Annotated in this window: 20 protein-coding genes (1 of these 20 only partly in view); 8 read left to right on the forward strand and 12 right to left on the reverse strand. The window is 64.7% G+C overall.

What is annotated here, in order from left to right; translation table 11 throughout:
- Window positions 1-124 precede the first annotated feature (124 nt).
- The gene (locus tag JNE37_RS13070) at window positions 125-442 is read left to right on the forward strand and encodes a plasmid stabilization protein (protein WP_203063188.1); all 318 of its coding nucleotides are present in this window, start codon (window positions 125-127) and stop codon (window positions 440-442) included.
- A gap of 9 nt (window positions 443-451) precedes the next feature.
- Window positions 452-865: a VOC family protein gene (locus JNE37_RS13075; protein ID WP_035034509.1), complete on the forward strand. Its 414-nt coding sequence runs from the start codon at window positions 452-454 to the stop codon at window positions 863-865.
- Here the strand turns inward: JNE37_RS13075 and JNE37_RS13080 are convergent.
- The 12 genes from JNE37_RS13080 to JNE37_RS13135 all read right to left on the reverse strand — a co-directional run bounded on the left by JNE37_RS13080 (window position 862) and on the right by JNE37_RS13135 (window position 13214).
- A complete protein-coding gene (locus JNE37_RS13080) occupies window positions 862-1956 on the reverse strand; it encodes a calcium:cation antiporter (RefSeq protein WP_035034506.1) in 1095 nt (364 codons plus the stop codon). The two genes, JNE37_RS13075 and JNE37_RS13080, sit on opposite strands and share 4 nt — an antisense overlap.
- Window positions 1957-1989: 33 nt before the next feature.
- Window positions 1990-2820: a type 2 periplasmic-binding domain-containing protein gene (locus JNE37_RS13085; RefSeq protein WP_203063190.1), complete on the reverse strand. Its 831-nt coding sequence runs from the start codon at window positions 2818-2820 to the stop codon at window positions 1990-1992.
- A 71-nt stretch (window positions 2821-2891) separates the two neighbouring features.
- A complete protein-coding gene (locus JNE37_RS13090) occupies window positions 2892-4673 on the reverse strand; it encodes a pyrroloquinoline quinone-dependent dehydrogenase (RefSeq protein ID WP_246513248.1) in 1782 nt (593 codons plus the stop codon).
- Window positions 4674-4756: 83 nt separating this feature from the next.
- Window positions 4757-5326, reverse strand: a complete 570-nt coding sequence (locus JNE37_RS13095) for a c-type cytochrome (RefSeq protein ID WP_052015395.1) — start codon at window positions 5324-5326, stop codon at window positions 4757-4759.
- 173 nt (window positions 5327-5499) lie between these two features.
- Window positions 5500-6117 (reverse strand): zinc metalloprotease, encoded by a 618-nt coding sequence (locus JNE37_RS13100; protein WP_203063193.1) that lies wholly within the window; start codon window positions 6115-6117, stop codon window positions 5500-5502.
- Complete coding sequence (locus JNE37_RS13105) at window positions 6114-6980, reverse strand: substrate-binding periplasmic protein (RefSeq protein WP_203063195.1); 867 nt, start codon at window positions 6978-6980, stop codon at window positions 6114-6116. Before JNE37_RS13105 ends, JNE37_RS13100 begins: the two co-directional genes overlap by 4 nt.
- A gap of 3 nt (window positions 6981-6983) precedes the next feature.
- Window positions 6984-7784: an ABC transporter permease gene (locus JNE37_RS13110; protein ID WP_035034495.1), complete on the reverse strand. Its 801-nt coding sequence runs from the start codon at window positions 7782-7784 to the stop codon at window positions 6984-6986.
- 10 nt (window positions 7785-7794) lie between these two features.
- A complete protein-coding gene (locus JNE37_RS13115) occupies window positions 7795-8775 on the reverse strand; it encodes an ABC transporter ATP-binding protein (RefSeq protein WP_203063197.1) in 981 nt (326 codons plus the stop codon).
- A gap of 92 nt (window positions 8776-8867) precedes the next feature.
- Window positions 8868-10148, reverse strand: a complete 1281-nt coding sequence (locus tag JNE37_RS13120; RefSeq protein ID WP_203063198.1) for an O-antigen ligase family protein — start codon at window positions 10146-10148, stop codon at window positions 8868-8870.
- Between the two features lie 409 nt (window positions 10149-10557).
- A complete protein-coding gene (locus JNE37_RS13125; RefSeq protein ID WP_081840619.1) occupies window positions 10558-10701 on the reverse strand; it encodes a DUF1127 domain-containing protein in 144 nt (47 codons plus the stop codon).
- Between the two features lie 320 nt (window positions 10702-11021).
- Window positions 11022-12254: an AGE family epimerase/isomerase gene (locus JNE37_RS13130; RefSeq protein WP_203063200.1), complete on the reverse strand. Its 1233-nt coding sequence runs from the start codon at window positions 12252-12254 to the stop codon at window positions 11022-11024.
- Window positions 12255-12269: 15 nt separating this feature from the next.
- A complete protein-coding gene (locus tag JNE37_RS13135; protein ID WP_052152218.1) occupies window positions 12270-13214 on the reverse strand; it encodes a DMT family transporter in 945 nt (314 codons plus the stop codon).
- A gap of 517 nt (window positions 13215-13731) precedes the next feature.
- Here JNE37_RS13135 and JNE37_RS13140 point away from each other — a divergent pair.
- From JNE37_RS13140 to JNE37_RS13165, 6 genes are all read left to right on the forward strand, one after another.
- Window positions 13732-15543 carry an ABC transporter ATP-binding protein gene (locus tag JNE37_RS13140; RefSeq protein ID WP_203063201.1) on the forward strand — a complete coding sequence of 604 codons (1812 nt, stop codon included), beginning with the start codon at window positions 13732-13734 and terminating at the stop codon, window positions 15541-15543.
- A gap of 396 nt (window positions 15544-15939) precedes the next feature.
- On the forward strand, window positions 15940-17226 hold the full coding sequence (locus JNE37_RS13145; protein ID WP_203063202.1) for an ABC transporter substrate-binding protein: 1287 nt from the start codon (window positions 15940-15942) through the stop codon (window positions 17224-17226).
- 206 nt (window positions 17227-17432) lie between these two features.
- Entirely contained in the window at window positions 17433-18326 is an 894-nt protein-coding gene (locus JNE37_RS13150) for a carbohydrate ABC transporter permease (RefSeq protein WP_246513250.1), read from the forward strand.
- Window positions 18323-19207 carry a carbohydrate ABC transporter permease gene (locus JNE37_RS13155; protein WP_203063203.1) on the forward strand — a complete coding sequence of 295 codons (885 nt, stop codon included), beginning with the start codon at window positions 18323-18325 and terminating at the stop codon, window positions 19205-19207. Before JNE37_RS13150 ends, JNE37_RS13155 begins: the two co-directional genes overlap by 4 nt.
- Window positions 19204-20082: an ROK family protein gene (locus tag JNE37_RS13160; protein WP_203063204.1), complete on the forward strand. Its 879-nt coding sequence runs from the start codon at window positions 19204-19206 to the stop codon at window positions 20080-20082. Before JNE37_RS13155 ends, JNE37_RS13160 begins: the two co-directional genes overlap by 4 nt.
- Window positions 20075-20537, forward strand: partial view of a GntR family transcriptional regulator gene (locus JNE37_RS13165; protein ID WP_035095271.1) — the 5' portion only. Its footprint extends 284 nt past the window's final position; the window shows 463 of its 747 coding nt (coding positions 1-463); the start codon lies at window positions 20075-20077; its stop codon lies off the right edge, out of view. The genes JNE37_RS13160 and JNE37_RS13165 overlap by 8 nt, the downstream gene beginning before the upstream one ends.

Genomic DNA, 20537 nt, shown 5'->3' on the forward strand with positions numbered 1-20537 from the left:
GTCAACCGGCCACGGCGGAGAAGAGGAACAGGGCAATTTTGCCGGTTTCCTGTCCTGGCCAACGAATTGGCAGACGAGCCTCTGACCCGCCCGCGCCGCGCCCCAGCCTGAACAGGAGAGCATCATGCCTCGTGGCGACAAATCCAATCATACCGACAAGCAGGAACGGAAGGCCGATCACATCGCGAAGGGCCATGGAAAGCGCGACGTTTCCGAGAACGAAGCGGAGCTGCGCGCCTGGGCAACCGCCAGCAAGGAGAGCGGCGGCGCCAGCAAATCCGGCGCGAGCCGCAAGGAGATGGACACGCACGTGTCGGCCAAAAGCGGCGGCGAGATCGGTGGCAAGGCTTCGGCCAGCAGGCCGGCAGCGCAGCGCTCGACCTCAGCCAAGAAGGCGACGGCCACGCGCAAGCACAACGCCGAACATCACGCGCACCATTAGGAGGGCAACATGCCGGTCACGCACCGCATCAGGTTCAATATCCTCTGCAAGGATCTCAGCGACAGCGCCGCTTTCTACCAGCGGGTATTCGGCATGGTGGAGACCGAAACCCATGGTTGGCTGCGGGTCTTTTCCCTGCCGGGCGAGACGCGGCTCGAACTGGGGCTGATCGATGAGGTCAGCGAGTTCGTGCCGCGCGGCGCGCGGGGGATCGTCGAAGGCGCCTACATCACCTTCGTGATCGAGGACGTGGTCGCGGCCGTGCATGCCGCTCATGCCGAAGGCGTCGAGATCGTCGAGGATGCAAGGGGCTTCGGGAACGCGGTTCACGCCGTGATCCGCGACCCCAACGGCATCGTCATCGACCTCTTCACGCCCGAGGCGGCGGTGCAGATGCCGCCCTCCGAACTGCTGGCCGGCTAGAGGCCGAGGAACGTCAGCATCACGAAGGTGGCGAAGAGCACGAAGTGCGTCATGCCTTCGATGGCGTTGGTCTCGCCATCGGAGAGATTGATGGCGGCCACGATGAGCGTGATGAGCACCATGATGGTCTGCACCGGGGTCATGGCCATGACGAAGGGCTGACCCGAAAAGAGCGCGATGGCCTCCATGACCGGCACCGTGAGGATGACGGTCGATAAAGATGCGCCGAGCGCGATGTTGATCACCGCCTGCATGCGGTTGGCCAGAGCTGCCCGCAGGGCGGTGAGGATTTCGGGCGCGGCCGAGATCGAGGCGACGACCACGGCGGCGAGGGCAGGCGGGGCACCCGAGCCTTCGAGGCCCTTGTTGAACAATCCGGACATGACTTCGGCGAGCAGGCCGATGAGCACGACGCCGCCGATGAGGAGTGCGACCGAGGCGCCGGCGGGACTATCCTCGTGCTCGCTCTCGCCGCCTCGCGACTTGGGATAGGCGTAGCTGAAGAAATAGGAATGGACGCCCACCTGCTGGCGCAGGAAGAGGACGTAGAGCGCCGCCATCGCGCCGATGGTGAACAGCGAATAATAGTGCCATTTGTCGCCGGGGATGAATTCGGGGACCATCATGGAAATGCCCATGGCGGTGAGGATCATCACCACATAGGTGCGGCCGGAATCGTCGTTATAGGGCTGCTCGCCGAAGCGGTAGCCGCCAATGATGGCGGCGAGGCCGAGGATGCCGTTCACGTCCAGCATCACGGCCGAATAGATGGTGTCGCGTACGAGGGTGGGCGAGGCGACGTTGAGCATCAATATGCCCAGCACCAGCACTTCGACGGCGACGGCCGAGAGGGTCAGGATCATGGTGCCGTAGGGGTCACCGACCTTGGCGGCGAGGATTTCGGCGTGGTGGGCGACGCGGACCGAGGCCATGACGATGGTGGCGATGAGCACGGCGGCGGCGAGCAGGGAGGCGACGCTGCCGGCCTCCATGATCTGATGCTCGAAATTGAAGGCGATAAGGCCGGCTATTGCGGCAAGCAGGGACGGCCATTCATGGCGCAGGTCTGAGAGCGAGAACGCCTTGGCCATCTCTATCCTCTGGTCTGTATGTTGGTGCGGCGACTATTGCGGGCCGGGTTTGCCTTGGTAGCCGAACTGGTCGAGCAATTGCTGTATCGTACCATCGGCCGCGAGAGAGGAAATGGCGCTATCGACCTGCGAGCGCAGGAAAGCGTCGCGGCTGGATACCAGCGCACCCACCAGCACGAAGGATTGCGCCACCGGGGCGGTGTCGATGACGCGGATGCCGGCCTTGGCCGGATCGCCGCCGACGGCGCGGCCGAGGGATGGACCCCAGAGGATGATGCCGCCGAGCGTGCCATCCTTGAGGCGCTGCACCATCAGCTTGGCATCGGCGTAGGGCAGGCGCCGCCAGCGCTCGGCCTCGGGCAATTGCTGGTTGTAGGTGATGAAGGCGTATTCGCCGATCGAGCCGAGGGCGGTGCCCAGGGTCTTGTCCTTGGGGATATCGGAAAGCTTGTTGTAGCTCGGATCGGTCACCGCCAGCACGAACGGCACCTGCGCGTAGGCGCGGGTGGGCGAGGCCCATTCGGGATAGGGGAAGTTGGGCTGGAGCGAGACGCCGAGGAGGACGTCGCATTCATTGGCCATGACGATCTGCAACTCATCGAAATAACCCTGGGCATCGAGGCCGAAGCCGGAGGGCGCGCGGGTGAACTTGGCGTTGAGGAGTAAAGCCGAGGCGATGGCCATACCGACGGCGTGATCGAAGGGGGCGCCCACGCTCTGCTCATCGAGGCAGAAGGTGATCTGGTCGCCCTGCATGCGCCGCGTGTTGTTCTGCAATTCCTGCGGCAGGCCGCCGCCCTGGGCGAGGGCGCCCGCGCAGGTGGCGAAGAAGAGGACGGCGCTGATGAGAAGGCGCGGGAACATGGCGAACCTTGTGGACTGAGACTGAAACGGGGGGCAGCGCCCCCCGTTCCCATAAAAGTCTGGCGGCCGGCTTACTTGCTGGCCGTCTGCGCGGTGTTGCGCAGCTTGAACACGAAGAGCGAGTTGCCCGAGCCCGACGGCACCGGGATTTCCGGGAACATCGAAGCGGAGCTGCCGGCCTGGGCGGAGAAGCCCGTGGGCACGGCGAGATATTGCTCGCCATCGATCTCGTAGGTCATCGGATAGCCGCCGATCGGAGCATTGAGGCGGGTCTGCCAGAGAACGTCGCCCGTCTCTTCATCCATGGCCATGAGGAAGCGGCCGGCGTCACCCCCGAAGACCAGGCCACCACCGGTGGCGAGGAGCGAGGAGGTGAAGGTCGGGCGCTGCTCATGACGCCACTTGCGGGCGCCATCGGCCACGTTGATGGCTTCCACCACACCACCATTGGTGATGTTGGGCGGCAGCACGCGCGGGCCGAACTTGGTGGCACCCACGGCGTTACCGGCCGTGAATTCGGTGACGGTCGGGGTCACGGTGTTGCAGGCCTCGGCCAGCGGCACGTAGTAGGTCTTGGTGCGCGGGCTATAGGCGCCGGTCATCCAGAGCTTGCCGCCCGAGACCGACGTGCAGACGAAGACTTCCTGGTTGACGGCGGTCGGCACGAGGTCGTTGTTGAGCGTTACCTTGCCTTCGGCATCGATGCTCTTGACGACGTTCTGGTAGACGGTGTCGCGCGACCACAGGTATTTGCCGGTATCGCGGTCGAGACCGAAGGCGATGCCGTCCTTGCCGGGCACGGTCACGAGGAGGTGCTTGGCGGCGTCGCCCTCACCCTCGTCGACGAGGATACGCTCGAACGGGCTGTCCAGGTCCCAGTTGTCGGCGGGCAGGTGGGAGAAGTTCCACTTGCGCTCGCCGGTATCGGCATCGAGGGCCAGGGTGTTGTTGGTGTAGAGCACCGGGCCGTCACCCGAGCCGCGGATCAGCTGGGAATAGGGGCCGGGCATGCCCACGCCCCAGAAGGTGGTGTTGGTGCGCGGATCGTAGGAGCCCGTGGTCCAGGGCGTGCCGCCCCAGCGGTTTTCGGGCGGGACACCGCCCCAGGAGGCTTCCTGCTCGGGGTTCTTGGGATCGTCGATCGTGTTGAAGCGCCAGATCTCCTTGCCGGTCTTGGCGTCGTGCGCGGCGATGAAGCAACCACCCGCGGTGCCGGCGATCGAGCAGCCGGAAATGGCCGAGATGATCTTGTCGTTCACGATCAGCGGGCCGACGGTATAGCTGTAGCCCTTCTGGGTGTCGTAGACCTGCGTTTCCCAGGCGACCTTGCCGGTGGCGGCATCGAGCGCCACGAGCTTGGCATCGGCGGTGGCGACAATGACCTTGTCGTCATAGAGCGCGATGGAGTTCTTCTGGCGGCGGGCCTGGTTGAGCTGGTAGCCCCAGGAGGCCGGCAATTGCGGCAGGACGTGCCGGTATTCCCAGACGAGGTCGCCGGTCTTGGCGTCCAGCGCCTGGATGATGTTCTGGTTGGTCGAGAGGAACATCATGCCGTCATGCACCAGCGGAGCGGCTTCCTGCTGGCCGTCGGCCGCCATGGGCCAGGCCCAGGCGAGCTCGAGGTTCTTGACGGTATCCTTGTTGATGAGGTCGAGCGGGCTATAGCCCTGGTTGTCGACCGTGCGGCGCCAACTGATCCATTCCTCGGGCGGTGGATTGAGGATCATGTCGTTGGTCACGGGCTTGTAGGCACGGGGCGCGGCAGGCGTGGCGGCAGCATCCTGCGCGAATGCGGGCAGACTCATCGCCGACAGGGCGGTAAAGGCCAGCAGGGTCGTCAGACGGAGTGTCATCAGGGGTCTCCCAAAATGGTTTCTAGCCACGGCGGTCCGAGAAGGCCGTCGATTGCGCCGGCGACCATCCGCCGGCGTCACGGTCACGGATTGGCAGCGGCGCTGCCCGAGACGACATCCTTGATGGTGCCATCAGTTTGCTTGGTCGGCAGCGACTTGCCCCAGGTGAAAGCCTGCGGCACAGGCGCGGCATTGGCCGTTTCGGTGGTGGCGTCGGCCGCCGGAGCGGCGGCGCCGGCATTGGCGGCGGCAGCCTCGGTGAGGTTGATGGCGCCGAGCACGGTGGGATCGGCGGTCAGTTCCTCGCTGCCGGCGGCAAGGCCGTTAGCGCTCAAAATATAGGCCAGAATATCGACATAGACCGCCTCACCCAGCTTGCCGGGTGCGGTGGGGGGCATGGCGACCGAGAAGTAATCGTAGATGCCGCCGGCAGTGCCCCAGTTGCCCAGGAAATCGACGCCCTTGAGCGCGGGACCAACCCCGCCTTCGAGCTGCATGCCGTGGCAGGAACCACAGTTGGAATTGAATTGGGTCTGCCCTCGCGTGGCCTGCTCGGCGGTGAAGTGCCCGTCAGCCGCGACGGCACCGCCATGCAGGGTCACGCCAGCGGCGAGCGCTGCCAGGCCTGCGATGAGTTTGTTGGGGAATGGCAAGATATCCTCCTACACCAAGGTGAACGCGGCCCCATTGGTGCCGCCCGGAAATCTATTCGCCTTCTAAGTCTCGGACCTTGCTGCATTCCGGTCAACTTCGATTTTCCCAAAATGCCATATAGCGTGAGACTTTTCGGCCCCTGCCGGGAAGGCAAAAGCCTATGCCAAAGCGCTCAGTTCATCAGGAGACGAACCAAGCTCGATTGCAGGGGGCTAAACGCCGACTGAAACGCGCCGGTTCCCAGGATGACGAGAAAAATCAGCATGGCGGGTAATTCGAGTCGGCGGACTTGCGGCATGACCGGCGGATAGGCGGCTTGCAGGAGCAGCGAGCCGGTGAGGCCGGGGAGCGGCAGGGCGTTGAGCAGCACGAACCACAGGCCAAGCCGCTGGGCGGCATCGATCGTGCCGAGGACGGAAACGGCGGCGGTGCCGGTGAGGAGCGTCGAGAGCCAGATGCGGACGGGGGTGAGGATCGGCACGATGGCCAGCACGACGGCGAGGCTCGTGACGTAGAGCACGACGAGACCGAGCCGCCCGCCGCGCAGGGCGCGGTCCTCGATGGGGAGCGGGCGCATCCAGGAGGGTTGGAAGAGAATGGCGGCGACGAGGCCGGGCAGCGAGACATGGGGCAGGGGATTGAGCGTGAGGCGGCCGGAATGGGCCGGGTCGCGATCGCCGAAAAGGGTGGCAAGGCCGGCCAGCGCGAAGCCGTGGACGAGGACCACGATGAGATAGCCCACCAGCCGCGTCATGATCTGGGAGAGGGAGAGGTCGTTGAGGAAATTCACTGCGGCGTCTCCGTGCCCAGTTGCGCGATGGTCTGGATCGGCAGGATGTCGTAGCGGGTTTCGAGCGCGCGGATGAAGCCGTCGCGCTCCATGTCGGCGAGAATGGATTGCAGGCGCTTCTTGAGCGTGAGGTCGCCCTTCCAGAGGCCGTAGCCGAGCGGGTAGCGCGCCGAGGGCGGGGGGAGCCAGGCGACGGTCCAGCCGGGATGGTTGCCGGCAATGGCGCGGGCGCCGAGGCTTTCGGTGATGCCCGCCGCGACGGTGCCGCTGGCAATGGCCTGCTCGAGCGCGGCGGTATTGGGTACGAGTGAGACGGCGACGCCGTATTGGCGCAGCAAGGCGGAAAGGGCCACGCGATCGAGGCCGCCGCCGCCGGGAAGGATGGCGACCCTGGCGCCACGAGGGAGATCGACCGAACCTGCCGAGAGGACGGCCCAGCCGGTTTCGATATCGGTGCTGATGGTTTCGAGGAACGAACGGGTCTGGGCGGAGACCACGACGCCGCCGGCCAGGATCTGGCATTGCGCGCGGTTGATGCGCCAGTTGCGCGGGTTGAAATCCTGGCCGATGGCCGGGTTGACGTTGAGCGTCAGCCCGACCCCCAGGCGCCTGGTCATCTCGGTGAGGACGGCGATATCGAAGCCGCGGTCCTCGCCCTGCATCACGAGCGGTGGATAGGCGGTAGGCACGCAGGCGGTGAGCTGGCCGCGGCGTTCGACCTCGGCGAGGGAGGTGTCGGTGGGGAGGAGGTAAACGAGCGCTATCGGGGCGATGGTGAGGGCCACGATGACGAGGTCGCGCCACATCCGCGAGCGGAAGAAGCCGCCCTGTTCCTGCCGGTCATTGTCGGCGCGCTCGGACACCGCTCAGTTCCTCTGGAATTCCCAGAGGGCGATGAGGAAAAAGCCCACGGCCATGGCAACGATGATGGCGGGGCCGAGGCTGGGATTGAACTGGTTGAAGTTGAGGAACACACCGCGCAGGGCATCGACCGCGTAGGTGATGGGGTTCCAGGTGACGAGGACGATGAGCCATTCGGGATAGATCACCGTCATCTGCGCCCGCGACAGCGCCGGATCGAGCGGGAAGATCGAACTTGAGGTAAAGTAGAGCGGCAGGATGATGGCGTTGGAGAAGACGCCGAAGCCCTCGAAGCTGCGGATGCGGTTGGCGATGATGACGCCGAGGGACACGAGGCCGAAGGAGAGCAGGGTCATCAGCACGAGACCCTGGAAAAGCTGCTCCCATGAGAAGGTGACGTCGGCGAAGCGGGCGAGGGCGAGGACGAGGCAGCCGTGAAGCACCGAGACGGTGGTGCCGCCCAGCACCTTGCCGAAGAGGATGAGGCTGCGCGGCATGGGAGACACGAGGACTTCACGCAGGAACCCGAACTCGCGATCCCAGATCACCGACACGGCCGACTGCACGGAGGTGTACATGATGTTGAGGACGATGACGGCCGGGAAGATGAACTGCAGGTAGGTGTAGGGCACGACAAAGCGAACTTCGCCGTAGATTTCGCCGCGGAAATAGGGGTTGAGGCCGATGCCCATGATGAGCACCCAAAGCAGGGGACGGCTGACGCCACCGATGAGCTGCCCGCGGTCGCGCAGCGCCCGCTTCACCTCGCGCAGCCAGATGGCATAGACCCCTCCGATCAGATGCAAGGCACTTCTCCTATCGGGTATGTTCTCCGCCGCGCTGGCCGAAGGCATAGGTGCGCTCGCGCCCGGACGCCTCCTTGTCGCGCAGGGCGCGGCCGGTGAGAGCCAGGAAGACCTGTTCGAGGCTGGGCGTATCGAGCACGAACTCGCCAACGCGATTGCCGTAGCGGGCAAGGAAGGCGCCGGCGAACTGGTCGTCGGGGACGGGGATCACCACTTCGTCGCCGTACTGGATGCTTTCGGGATAGGCGGCGAGGATTTCGCGCCGCGCACCGTCATCGATGGGGATGACGCGCAGCGAGCGGTGGCCGTATTCGGCCTTGAGGCTGGTAGGCGTGCCGATGGCCATGACCTGGCCCTGATCGATGATGCAGGCGCGATCGCAGTTCTCGACTTCCTCGATGTAGTGGGTGGTAACGACGAGGGTGAGCCGGCGGCGCTGGCGCAGCTCGTTGAGGTAATCCCAGATGCGTGCGCGCGACTGGACGTCGAGGCCGACGGTGGGCTCGTCGAGGAAAACGATGCGGGAATCGTGGACCAGGGCGCGGGCGATTTCGAGGCGTCGCTTCATGCCCGAGGAGAGGGTGCGGACCAGCCGGTCGCGCCAATCGGAGAGCTCGACGAGGTCGAGCACGTCGGCAATGCGCGCTTTTCGCTCGCGGGCAGGCACCTGGTAGATGAGGCAGTGGAAATCAAGATTTTCGTAGACCGTGAGGCGATCATCGAGGCTCGGTTCCTGAAAGACGACGCCGAGGTGCTTGCGGGCCTTGAGCGGCTGGCGGACGACATCGAAGCCGGCAATGATGGCGGTGCCGGTATCGGGCGTCAGTATCGAGCAGAGGATGTGGAGGAGGGTGGTCTTGCCGGCGCCGTTGGGGCCAAGCAGGGCGAAGGCCTCGTTATCGAGGATATCGAGATTGATATCATTGAGCGCGACGGTGTTGCCGTAGTGCTTGCCTAGATTGCGCAGTTCAATGATCGGAGCACCGGGCACTTGAACGGTCCTAGACTTGTTCCAGGCAGGATCGGCAGGATAACGCGCTTATCCCCCTATTGGATCAATACTTCCCGTGCGGCGCAAGCGGGCTAGATCAGCGCCGCCTCGCGCTCGGGACGCGGCCTGTCCGCGGCGTTGAACGTGGTGACGCCCCAGATGAGCCCGATGATGAGGAAGAAATGACGCCAGTGATCGATATCGATGATGGCCGCTTCCACCACCAGCGGCACATAAGTCGATAGCAACGGGATCAGCAGCAGGCGGGTGGCCTTGAAGCGGAGGCCCCAGATGCCGCGCCAGAGCGTGAGACCGATGAGAAGGTAGAAGGCGAGGCCGCCGCCCCAGCCGTAATGATGGATCACGGTGACGTAGCTGTTGTGCGGCGCTTCGGAGATTTCGAGCGTGCCGAATTCCATCGGGCCGAGGCCCCAGGGATGCTGGAGCGCCAGATCGAAGGCATAGCCCTGGCGGCCGAGGCGGCCGGTTTCGCCGGTATCGTAATCCTGCGTGACGCTGGCACGGGTTTCGAAGAGGGCGTTGAAGGCCGGGGTGGAAATGATGCCGGCGAGCGCCACGATGAGGAGGGCGCCACCGGCGAGGCCGAGGAGGATCAGCCGTACCTTGTCGCGAATGCCTGCCTCCAGAAGGAAGACCAGCAGGAAGCAGAGCAGGGCGGAGGCGGCGAAATTGCCCCAGGCGGCGCGAGAGAAGCTGGCGAAGACGCCCACGAAGACGATGAGGAACACCGCGCTACCCGTAGCCATCCGCTTGAGGTTGCGCGTGAGCAGCACCTTCTGGAGCGCGAAGATGGCGGGGAGAATGAGGAAGGGCCCGAAGACGTTGGGGTCCTTGAACATCGCCTTGACGCGTCCATAGCGCAGGAACAGCTCGCCGCCGGGGATGAGGTGGAGATAGCCGAGGACGCCGATGATGCTGGAGAGCACGGCGATGGCGGCATAGGCGATGATGATGGTGCGCATGCGCCGATGGGTATCGACCGCCACGTAGTTGGCCGCGAAATAGGTGGTCAGCAGCAGGAAGACCGTGACGATGGCGAAGATGAAGGCCTGCGACATCTCGATATTGACCACCTGGAACGCGGCGATCAGCGAGAAGGGCACCATGACGAGGGTCAGCACCAGAAGCGGCAGGGTCGAGCGGTAGAGGCGCAGGCCGGCGAGGATGGCGAGGCCGAAGACCGGCACGAAGAAGAATTCGTAGAGCGAGGGCTCGAAGAGAATGATGCCGCCCGAAAAGATCCAGGCGGCCACCATGAAGGGCAACCAGGCGGCCGCGCGCGCCTGGATGTATTCCGCACCCGCGGCGCGGCCCGCAAGGACCGCGGAGTCGGTAGTGTGGACCAGAGACATGCGCCTGCCCGTCGGAGGAATTCCTGCAGGCATTTTGCCCTGCGGCGGCGGACGATGGGGAGAATTGCGGGGCTAGGGTTAAGCGGGGGTGAAACGCGGCTCCGGAGGCAGGGTGGAGCTGGAGGCGAGGCTTGGGGGCTGGGCCCAATATCGCTGCTTGCTGTCAGCGCGCCATGCAATCCTGCGGCAGGGCACGCTCATCGTCACCAAACCTCAACGTGTCCTCTCCGGCGAAGGGTGGGAGCCAGATGGGATGTGCGGTGGGTGCGGGGCTATCCTGGGCCCCGGCTTTCGCCGAGGAAGAGAATTCGGGTTGTTGGGGCGGGGTGAGCTGCGTCTCCAATCCACCCAAAACAAAAGGCGCCTTGCGGGCGCCTTCGTTCGGTCTTCGCTGGTGCGAGGCTGCTGGTTAGAGCGCCGGGCCGCGAGCGATATTCTTGATGTCGGCGCGGGTGATGCCGAGATCCTTGAGCTGATGATTGTCGAGAGCGGAGAGCTCACGGATCGTCTGGCGATACTGGGCGAACTGAGCGAGTTTCTGGCGAATGGTCATTTGTTTGGGTCCTTCCTTGTACGAGTGATAAATGGGGCAGACCGGGGGGAGAGTGGTAGGGGGCGGACGGCAGGGGAGGCATGCGTATGATGCATGGAGAGTTAACTGAAGTTTGGTTGTGGATGCGACCCCCACCCCTGTCCCCTCCCCGCAAGGGGGAGGGAGACCACCACGCGCGGACGGTGTTTGGGGCTTCCCCTCCCTAGCCCTCCCCACAAGGGGGAGGGTGGGTGTCTTTGGCTAGATCGAGCAACAAACCCCACCCTCCCCCTTGTGGGGAGGGCTAGGGAGGGGGAAGCCGCGGGCTCCCTAGTTCGGGTCTAAATCCGCCCGCCGCTATCCTTGATGCCCTTGGTGAGGCTGCCTTCCGCCGGGAAGAGCGGGATGAGGCAGGCTTGCAGGGCGTGGTAGATGTCCGGCTTGCCCTCGAAGAGACTGGAGCCGACCTTGAGGTCTTCGCTCAGTTCGGGATGCCAGCCGCCCTTGTCGATGTCGACGAGGTGGTTGGCCGCGAAGTCCCAGAGCTTGCGGTACCATTCCTCGTAATAGGCTTCGCCCGTATGGGCCTTGAGGAAGGCGGCGGCGCCGATGGCTTCGCTCACCGGCCACCAGAGCTTCTGCTTGAGCGCCGGCTGGTTCTGCCAGTCGAGGGTATAATAGAAGCCGCCGCGCGTGCGGTCCCAGCCCAGGTCGATCGAGGCCTTGAAGAGGCCCTGCGCGGCCTCCTTGAGCCAATCGATCTTCTTGCCGCCGAGAACCCAGAGCTGGAGCGTCAGCCGCGCCCATTCGAGCCAGTGGCCAGGCGTGGTGCCGGCGGGGCGGAACATGTCGGCGCCGCGATAGCCTTCATCGAGCACCCAGTTGGAATCGAAGTGCTCGGCCACGCGCCAGCCGAGCTTGCGGGCATTGCGGTTGATGATGAGGTCGGCGATGCGCTCGGCCTTGTCGAGATAAGCGCGGTCGCCAGTGGCCTCGAAGGCGGCCATCAGCGCTTCGGTCAGGTGCATGTTCGAGTTCTGGCCGCGGTAATTGCTGATCGGGGACCAGTCGCGGTTGAACTCCTCGGTCACCGCGCCATTGGCTTCTTCCCAGAAGCGCGTGTTGATGACTTCGGTGATGTCGGCAAGGATCTGGTCGGCCATCGGGCGGCCGGCGACCTTGGCGCTCGAGGCGGCCAACAGCACGAAGGCGTTGCCATAGGCCTGCTTGCTGGTGTCCTTGGGCCCGGCATTGTCCAGGCTCCAGATATAGCCGCCGAACTCGGCGTCGCGGTGCTTGTCCCAGATATAGGCGAGGCCATGGTCGATGATCTCGTCCGAGCCGGGGCGGCCGAGAAGGCTGCCGACCGAGAAGCAGTGGACCATGCGCGTGGTGACGTGGATCTGGCGCAGCCCGTTGAGCCAGGTCTGCGGCTTGCCGTCGTCGGTCAGCTCGTAGAAGCCGCCGGACGGGTTGATCGAAGCCTGCTGGAAGAAGTCGAAGAGGCTGTTGGCCTGATCGAGGAGCCAGCGCCGGTGGTAGGGTCGTTCAGTCCAGTTCACGTCTTGAGTCATGGTCTCCTCGCCTTCTTATTGGTGCTGGGCGACATGTCCCCGGTGCAGCCGCGCCGACCAGGTCACGCCGATAATGAGAGCCGCGATCGCCAGCATTTCGAGCGGCCGCGGGAAGCGCTGTTCGAAGAGAAAACCGTAGAGCAGCGCGAAAAGGGTTTCAAAGATGATCATCTGGCCGGAAAGCGTGAGCGGCAGCAAGCGGCTCGCAGCGTTCCACAGGCCATTGGCAATGACCGAGGCGCCGATGGCGATGACGGCATTGCCGATCCAGAAGTTCATCCAGGCCGAGCCGTCATGGGGCGGCGACAGCATGAAGACGGGTATGGCGAGGATCACCGCCAGCGCGCCGGTGACGAGGCCGGTCAGCAGCGACCAATCCTGGCTCGAAATGTCGTGGACCTTGCCCAGCCAGCGGGCGTTGCCCACCGCATAGGCCGACCAGCAGCCGAGCGCCACGACGGCGCAGAGGACGCCCACCAGCTTGAGCCAGGGATCGCCCCCGCCCGGCTCGATGACGAAGAGATCGTAGTTGATGAGCACCATGCCCACGGCAATGACCAGCAGCGGGCCGACGAGGCTCCTGAGCGAAATGGCGCCGTGATCGCGCGAGCCGACAAGGGTCACCACGACCGGGATCAGGCCCACGATCAGCGAGGCGATGGCGACGCCGCCCAGGTGGATCGCTTCGACCAGGAACACGTAATAGACGATGTTGCCGAGCATCGAGAGGCGCACGAGCGCCAGCCAGTCGGCATTGGTGACCACCCTCCGGATGCGCCGCCATTGCGGGGCGAGCAGCGCCAGGGAAACCAGCCCATAGATAAGGTAGCGCCCGACCGTCAGCTCGAACGGGGAAAACTCCGGCAGCACCTTTGGCAACAGGAACACGCCACCCCAGAAGGCGCCGGCGCCGATACCGGCCAGAATGCCGAGCGGGATGTTGTGGGGGCGTGGGGACATAAGCGTGCTGCGGTGGCGGGGATGGGAGAGATAGCAGGGGATGGGGCGTGGGGGTAGGGGGCGAGCATGTGCTTGTGGCTCACCCCCCTCCCAGCCTCCCCCGCAAGGGGGGAGGTGTTTCGATCCAGTTGCTTGAGCGCTGAGCGTCCCACATCCACCGTCAGCACCTCCCCCCTTGCGGGGGAGGCTGGGAGGGGGAGCCAGTCCCTCTATTTCGCCATCCCACGCCCCCGCTTTCCCCCTTCCCAAACCCAAAACCCTCAGCTACAAACTTCTTCTTCGCTCACGCTACAGGGAGGCGTCTTATGACAGATATGCGCGTTTTCCCGGCCGGAGCATTCCCTTGTTTCGGGATTATGGCCAAGCAGCACCGTTAGGTCGCTCGCGCAAGGTCACCACCATCCGCACTTGATTGTTTCGGGGCCGCCAAGCAGCCCGCCCCGCCGGATGTATTCTTTCCTCTGCTTTATGGGACCGGATACTCGTGCCGCGTGCGGGCGAGTCCGGATCGAAAACAATGGCTCGTTTCAAGCTCGATATCCGTGCGCACGCTTTCAAAAGCGTGCTCGGATTTACTGCCCAACATTGGGCCAAACAGCCGTGGCGGATTGCCTCCATCGTCGGCTTCATCATGGTCGCCACCATCGCGGACGTGCTGACCCCGCTCTATTCGGGTCGGCTCGTCGACGCCGTCGCCAGCGGAGCGGCCGGCGATGAGATCGCATGGAATGCCGCCATCGCGGCGTTCTGGGCGCTGATGGCACTGGGCCTCGGCTCGGTCGTCCTGCGCCAGCTCACCTTCATGGGCATCATCAAGCTGACGCTGCGGATGATGAGCGACATTGTCGCCGATTCCTTCCATCGCCTGCAGCGCTTCTCGACCGACTGGCATGCCAACAGCTTTGCCGGCTCGACCGTGCGTAAGGTCACGCGCGGCATGTGGGCGCTCGATCTTCTCAACGACACGATCCTCGTCGCGCTCTTCCCCTCGCTGGTGATGCTGGTGGGCTCGACGATCCTGCTCGGCCTCTACTGGCCGATCATGGGCGTGATCGTGGGCGTGGGTTCGCTCCTTTATATCGGCCTCACCTTCTTCCTCTCGGTGGGCTATGTCGCTCCGGCCGCCACGCTCTCCAATGCCTGGGACACCAAGCTGGGCGGCGCGCTGGCCGATGCGATCTCGTGCAACACGGTGGTCAAGGCCTTCGGCGCCGAGACGCGCGAGGAATCGCGCCTCTCCAAGGTGGTCGACAAGTGGAGCAACCGTACCGATCGCACCTGGAACCGCGGCACGCTCAACGGCTCGGTTCAGGGCGTGATGCTGCTCGCCATGCGCGGCGCCATCCTGGCTGCGGGCCTCTGGCTCTGGCAGACCGGCGTGGCCTCGGCCGGCGACATCACGTTCGTGCTGACGACCTTCTTCATTCTCCAGGGGTACCTGCGTGACGTGGGCATGCACATCCGCAACCTCCAGAAGTCGATCAACGACATGGAAGAGCTGGTGGACATCCATCACCAGAAGCTGGGTATCGAGGACAAGCCGGGCGCCAAGCCGATCGTGATCGAGGAAGGCAAGATCGACTTCGACCATGTCGACTTCCGCTACGGCACCCATTCGCGTCCGCTCTACACCGACTTCTCCGTCCATATCCGGTCGGGCGAGAAGGTGGGCCTTGTCGGCCATTCGGGCTCGGGCAAGACGACCTTCGTCAAGCTCATCCAGCGTCTCTACGACGTGACGGGCGGCAAGATCGTCATCGATGGGCAGGATATCTCCAAGGTCCAGCAATCCTCGCTGCGCCAGCAGATCGCCATCGTGCAGCAGGAGCCGATCCTCTTCCACCGCTCGCTGGCCGACAACATCGCCTATGCCCGTCCCGACGCCACCCGCGCCGAGATCGAGCAGGCGGCCCGCCTCGCCAGCGCCCACGACTTCATCATGGACCTGCCCAAGGGCTATGAGACGCTGGTGGGCGAACGCGGCGTCAAGCTTTCGGGCGGCGAACGCCAGCGCGTGGCCATCGCCCGGGCGTTCCTGGCGGACGCGCCGATCCTGATCCTCGACGAAGCGACGTCGAGCCTGGATTCGGAAAGCGAAGTGCTGATTCAGCGGGCCATGGAGCGGCTGATGGTGGGGCGTACCACCCTCGTCATCGCGCACCGGCTGTCGACGGTGAAGTCGCTCGACCGGCTGCTGGTGTTCGACAAGGGCAAGATCGTCGAGGAAGGCGATCACGCCCAGCTGATCCAGCTGCAAGGCGGCATCTATCGCCGGCTGTTCGAACGGCAGGCGCTGGAGCTGACCAAGGGGTTGGTGCTGGCGGAATAAGGAAAAGGGCGGCACGTGCCGCCCTTTTTGTTTTTGGGGAATTGGCTTTTGGTTCGTCGCCAAACCTAACCCAATCCCATCCCCCACCACGGAACTCCCCCGGCCGAAGAGCCGGGGAAGATCGGGGTGGGGCGAGGGCGGTGGGAGCGTGGAAGCAGCTGCGAGTTGGCCCACCCCCACCCTCAAACCCTCCCCACAAGGGGGAGGGAAGCGCTGGGGCACGGCTTAGCCGGCAGGTCTCCCTCCCCCTTGTGGGGAGGGAACAAGGGTGGGGGTGCCAGTGCCCTCAATCCCCAACTCGTTATAACCTCTTGCCACTCCAATTATGACGTTATAACCTCTCCTTCTGTCAAACAGGGCCGGGCTACCCATCCCCGGTCAAAGGAGGGAATTTCAATGAAGCTTAACCGGAGCATTTCTTGCGCCGCCATCGCGCTTGTCGCGATGATGCCGGGTACTGCCTGGGCCGTCGACGTGTCGTTCCTGACGCACTGGGCGCCCGATACCGTTGCCAAGCTCGAAGCTGCCGCCAAGACCTATTCGGAAGCGCATCCGGATGTGGCGATCACCGTGCGCGCCGTGCCGTTCGGCGACCTGCTGACGACGCTGCGGACCTCGGGCGGCGGTGCCGGCGGCGCCACCATTGCCGGCATCTATGACGCCTGGCTGCCGGACCTGGCCAAGGATGCGCTCGTCGCTCCGGCTCCCGAAGCCGTGGCCAAGGACGTCACCGCCAACTGGCCTGCCGGCATCGTCTCGGCTGCCAGCCAGAAGGGCGCCCTCTATGGCGTGCCCAACGAAATCGACGTCTACGCGCTCAACTACAACAAGAAGTTGTTCCAGGAAGCCGGCATTGCCGAGCCGCCCAAGACCTGGGACGAGTTCCTGGCCGCCGCCAAGGCGCTGACCAGCAAGGAAAAGGGCCAGCAGGGGTTCGGTCTTATCAATTCCTGGGCTGCCGGCGTGCTGCACCCGTTCGCCTCGCTCCTCGTCTCGAACGGCGGCGACCTCGTCGTCGACGGTAAGCCGGTCCTCAATTCGGACCAGGCCAAGCAGACGTTCGAGCTCTATGAGACGCTGATCAAGGAAGGCTATTCCGATCCGGCAATGGCCACGGCCGACGCCAACACCACCGGGCCGTTCCTGGACAACTTCGTCTCGGGCAAGACCGGCATGATCATCATGGCCAATTGGTGGGAATCCGCCCTCAAGGCCGGCATGGGCGATGCCTTTGCCGATATCGCCACTGCGCCGATTCCCGTGGGTCCGTCGGGCGACAAGGCCCGCTCGATCTCCTATTCGTGGATGACCGTGGTCAATGCCAAGGCCTCGCCGGAAGAACAGGCTGCCGCCTGGGATTTCCTCACCTGGCTCAATGGGCCCGAGTCTGGTCCGGAAGGCGCTTCGGCCATGGCCGATATCCTCATCTCGATGGGTATCCTGCCCTCGCGCAATTCGGACGTGACCGCGCTTTCGGGCAAGCTCGCCGATCCGTTCCTCGCCGGCTACACCGCCACTCTCGCCGATGCCAAGCCGTTCCCGACCGTTCTCGGCGGCCAGGAATTCTCCGAGGCCCTGCAGAAGACGCTGGAAGCCATGCAGTTCGGCCAGCTCAACGCTGCTGACGCCCAGGCCAATGCCCAGGCTGACGCGGAAGAGATCCTGACGCGCAACGCGCAGTAAGGCTCAAAGGTGGCGTGGGTAACCACGCCACCAACTCACCCCAACCACGGAACTTCCCCGGGCGAGGCCCCGGGGCCCATTCCAATCCTCCACCCGCGTGGGGAAATCCGTGGGCCCCGGCTTGAAGCCGGGGAAGTGCGGTGGTGGGGATGGATCGAGGGTGGTGGGCTGACCACTACCTACAGGACGACTTTCAGGAATAGCCGATGCAACGACAGACTATAGGATCGCTGGCCATGATGCTGGGCCCGGCCGTCGCTGTGATCGGCGTCTTCATCTTCGTGCCGATGCTGCTCACCATCTGGCTGTCGTTCCAGAACTGGTCGACGCAGACAGGCTTCGAGACCGCCCAGTTCATCGGCCTCAAGAACTTCGTCGATATCTTTTCGAACACCTCGATCGGCCGCGACTTCAAGGGCGCGCTGGTCAATACCGCCATCTATACGGCGCTCTCGGTCATCATCATCCTGCCGCTCTCGGTAGGGCTGGGCCTGCTGGTTCACCAGAAGCATGTCAGGGGCGGGGTCTTCCTGCGCACGGTGCTGTTTTCCACCTATATGGTGCCGATGATCGCGGTGGCGTTGGTGTTTTCAAAGCTCTATTCGCCGACCGAAGGCCCGCTCAACCAGATCCTGGGCTGGTTCGGCATCGGGCCGCAGACCTGGCTTTCCTCGCCCAACACGGCCTTGTTCTCGATCGTCATCCTCAATGTCTGGCAGCAGATCGGCTATTTCACCGTGCTGGTGGTGGCCGGGCTGACCCAGATCCCGGCCTCGCTCTATGAGGCCGCCGAGATCGATGGCGCCCGTGCCGACCAGAAGTTCCGCACCATCACGCTGCCGCTGCTCGCCAACACCATGCTCTTCGCCTCGGTCATCGCCATCATCAATGCGGTGCAGGTATTCGAGCCGGTGGCGCTCATCACCCAGGGCGGGCCGGTCAATTCCACCAATGTCCTCACCTATCATATAAGGCGCGTCGGCATCGAACGCGCCCAGGGCGGGTTGGGCTCGGCGATGTCGGTGACGCTGATGCTTTCGCTGATCGTGGCCATCGTCGCCCTCTTTGCCTTCTTCGGCCGCAAGGGAGACCGCGCATGACCCAGGCCCTTGCCTCCGCCGAACCGCGCAGCAACGAACGTCCGCGCTGGACTGGCATCTCGCTTTCCAGGGCGATCATCTTCACGCTGATCATCCTGGCCTCGGTGGTCGCCGCCTTCCCGCTGGTGTGGATGGTGCTGACGAGTCTGAAGACCCCGCAGGAAACCATGGCGGTGCCGCCGGTCTGGTTCCCGGCGAGCCCGAACCTCGATGCCTATTGGCAGGTGGCCGATGTCATCAGCGTCGGGCGCTCGTTCCTCAACTCGGCAATCATCGCCGTCTTCACCACGGGCGCGATCCTCGTCACCTCGCTCATGGCCGGCTACGCCTTCGCCAAGTACCAGTTCCGGGGCCGGAACCTGCTGTTCTCGGTGCTGATCGCCACCATGTTCCTGCCGCCGATCGTAACGCTGATCCCGCTCTACCGGATCGTGGGCTATCTCGGGCTCAATGCGAGTCTCGCCGGTATCATCGTACCGAACCTGGCCAATGCCTTTGGCATCTTCCTCATGCGCCAGTTCATCAAGGGCGTGCCCGATGAGCTCATCGATGCCGCCCGCATGGACGGCGCCTCCGAGCTCAAGATCGTGTTCCAGATCGTGGCGCCCTCGGTGATGCCGGCCATTGCGGCCCTGGCGCTCTTCGCCTTCGTCTATCACTGGAACAGCTATCTCTGGCCGCTGACGGTGTTGCAGGGCAATACCGACCAGTACCCGATCGTGATCTCGCTCTCGCGCCTGCTCTCCTATAACCGCGGCGCCATGAATACGGGCCTCGTCATGGCCGGCGCGACGCTCGCCGTGCTGCCGCCGCTGATCCTCTTCGTCTTCCTCCAACGCTTCTTCGTCGACTCGATCGTCACCACGGGGGTGAAGGGATGAGCCGCGTTCTCGCCATCGATCTGGGGGGCACGCGCCTGCGTGCGGGCATCGCCAATGCCGCCAATCCCCAAGGCGTCGAGCCTGTCGGCGAATGGCCGGCCCCGCAGAACCTTGCCGATTTCACCGCCAAGGTCGGCGGCCTCATCGTCGAGTACGGCGCCGCCCATCTCGGCCTCGGCATTCCGGGCCTAGCGCGTGACACCACCTGCGTCTGGGTGCCCAATCTCGGCTATCTCGACGGCAATGATCTCAAGACCCTGTTTCCGGGCATCGAGATCGGCCTCGGCAACGATGCGCAGTTCGCGCTGCTCGCTGAGGTCGCGGCGGGCTCGGCCCGGGGGCTCTCGGACGCCATCCTTCTCGCCATCGGCACCGGCATCGGGTCGGCCGTGCTGGCAGGCGGCCGCATTATTCGCGGCAGCGGCGGAGGAGCCTGCTCCTTCGGCTGGGCGACGGCCGATCTCTCCGATCCGGGCGAAGACCGCTCCGGCTGGCTCGAGCGCCACGCCTCCGGCCGCGCCCTCGATGCCGCGGGCCAATCGGTCGGCCTCAAGGACGGCTCGGCTCTCATCGCCTCTGCCCGCGCGGGCCAGCCCGAGGCCGTCGCGGCCCTGGCCAAGCCAATGAAGGCTCTTGGCACCGCGCTTTCCGGCGCCGTGGCCTTGCTCGATCCGCAGGCGGTGATCCTGGCGGGCGGGGTGGCTTCGTCCACCGACGTCATCGTGCCGCCGATGCTGGCGGCCTTGCGCCGGCAACTTCCTCCGCATCTGCGGAATATCGAAATCCGTGCCGGCCATTTCGGGCCGCGCGCCGGCCTCGTCGGCGCGGCCTTTGCCGGCAGCATGGGCAGGGAATGGGGACAGCGCCATGACTGAGTTCAAGACTTTCCAGAAGCCCGATCGTCGCCGCGCCGAACCGCTCTGGCACCAGGCCGAGATGGCGCTGCGCGCCCTCATCGAGAACGGCGAATGGGCGTCCGGTTCGCAAATCCCCAACGAGGACAAGCTCTGCGACCTGCTCGGCATCTCGCGCATCACCGTCCGCCATGCTTTGCGCAATCTCGAGGAAGCTGGCCTGCTGCGCCGCGAACATGGCCGCGGCACTTTTGTGCGCAGCGCCACCGTGGTCGCGGGCGTGCGCGGCCTCACCAGCTTCACCGAGGAGATGGCGACGCTCGGCCTTACGGTCGGCACGCAATTGCTCGATGCCGAGGTTGTCCCCGCCAGCGAGGACGTCGCTGATGCGCTCGATCTTTCGCTCGGCGACCCGGTGGTGCGCCTGCGCCGCCTGCGGTTGGGCAACAACGATCCCATCGGCATCCAGACAGCGC

Origin of the sequence: Paradevosia shaoguanensis (assembly GCF_016801025.1) — a bacterium.
Lineage (GTDB): Bacteria > Pseudomonadota > Alphaproteobacteria > Rhizobiales > Devosiaceae > Paradevosia > Paradevosia shaoguanensis.

Excerpts from the sequence above, each read along its gene's own strand:
- JNE37_RS13070 (WP_203063188.1), top strand. The coding sequence starts at position 125 with ATGCCTCGTGGCGACAAATCCAATCATACCGACAAGCAGGAACGGAAG.
- JNE37_RS13075 (WP_035034509.1), top strand. The coding sequence starts at position 452 with ATGCCGGTCACGCACCGCATCAGGTTCAATATCCTCTGCAAGGATCTC.
- JNE37_RS13080 (WP_035034506.1), bottom strand. The coding sequence starts at position 1,956 with ATGGCCAAGGCGTTCTCGCTCTCAGACCTGCGCCATGAATGGCCGTCC.
- JNE37_RS13085 (WP_203063190.1), bottom strand. The coding sequence starts at position 2,820 with ATGTTCCCGCGCCTTCTCATCAGCGCCGTCCTCTTCTTCGCCACCTGC.
- JNE37_RS13090 (WP_246513248.1), bottom strand. The coding sequence starts at position 4,673 with ATGACACTCCGTCTGACGACCCTGCTGGCCTTTACCGCCCTGTCGGCG.
- JNE37_RS13120 (WP_203063198.1), bottom strand. The coding sequence starts at position 10,148 with ATGTCTCTGGTCCACACTACCGACTCCGCGGTCCTTGCGGGCCGCGCC.
- JNE37_RS13125 (WP_081840619.1), bottom strand. The coding sequence starts at position 10,701 with ATGACCATTCGCCAGAAACTCGCTCAGTTCGCCCAGTATCGCCAGACG.
- JNE37_RS13130 (WP_203063200.1), bottom strand. The coding sequence starts at position 12,254 with ATGACTCAAGACGTGAACTGGACTGAACGACCCTACCACCGGCGCTGG.
- JNE37_RS13135 (WP_052152218.1), bottom strand. The coding sequence starts at position 13,214 with ATGTCCCCACGCCCCCACAACATCCCGCTCGGCATTCTGGCCGGTATC.
- JNE37_RS13140 (WP_203063201.1), top strand. The coding sequence starts at position 13,732 with ATGGCTCGTTTCAAGCTCGATATCCGTGCGCACGCTTTCAAAAGCGTG.
- JNE37_RS13145 (WP_203063202.1), top strand. The coding sequence starts at position 15,940 with ATGAAGCTTAACCGGAGCATTTCTTGCGCCGCCATCGCGCTTGTCGCG.
- JNE37_RS13150 (WP_246513250.1), top strand. The coding sequence starts at position 17,433 with ATGCAACGACAGACTATAGGATCGCTGGCCATGATGCTGGGCCCGGCC.
- JNE37_RS13155 (WP_203063203.1), top strand. The coding sequence starts at position 18,323 with ATGACCCAGGCCCTTGCCTCCGCCGAACCGCGCAGCAACGAACGTCCG.
- JNE37_RS13160 (WP_203063204.1), top strand. The coding sequence starts at position 19,204 with ATGAGCCGCGTTCTCGCCATCGATCTGGGGGGCACGCGCCTGCGTGCG.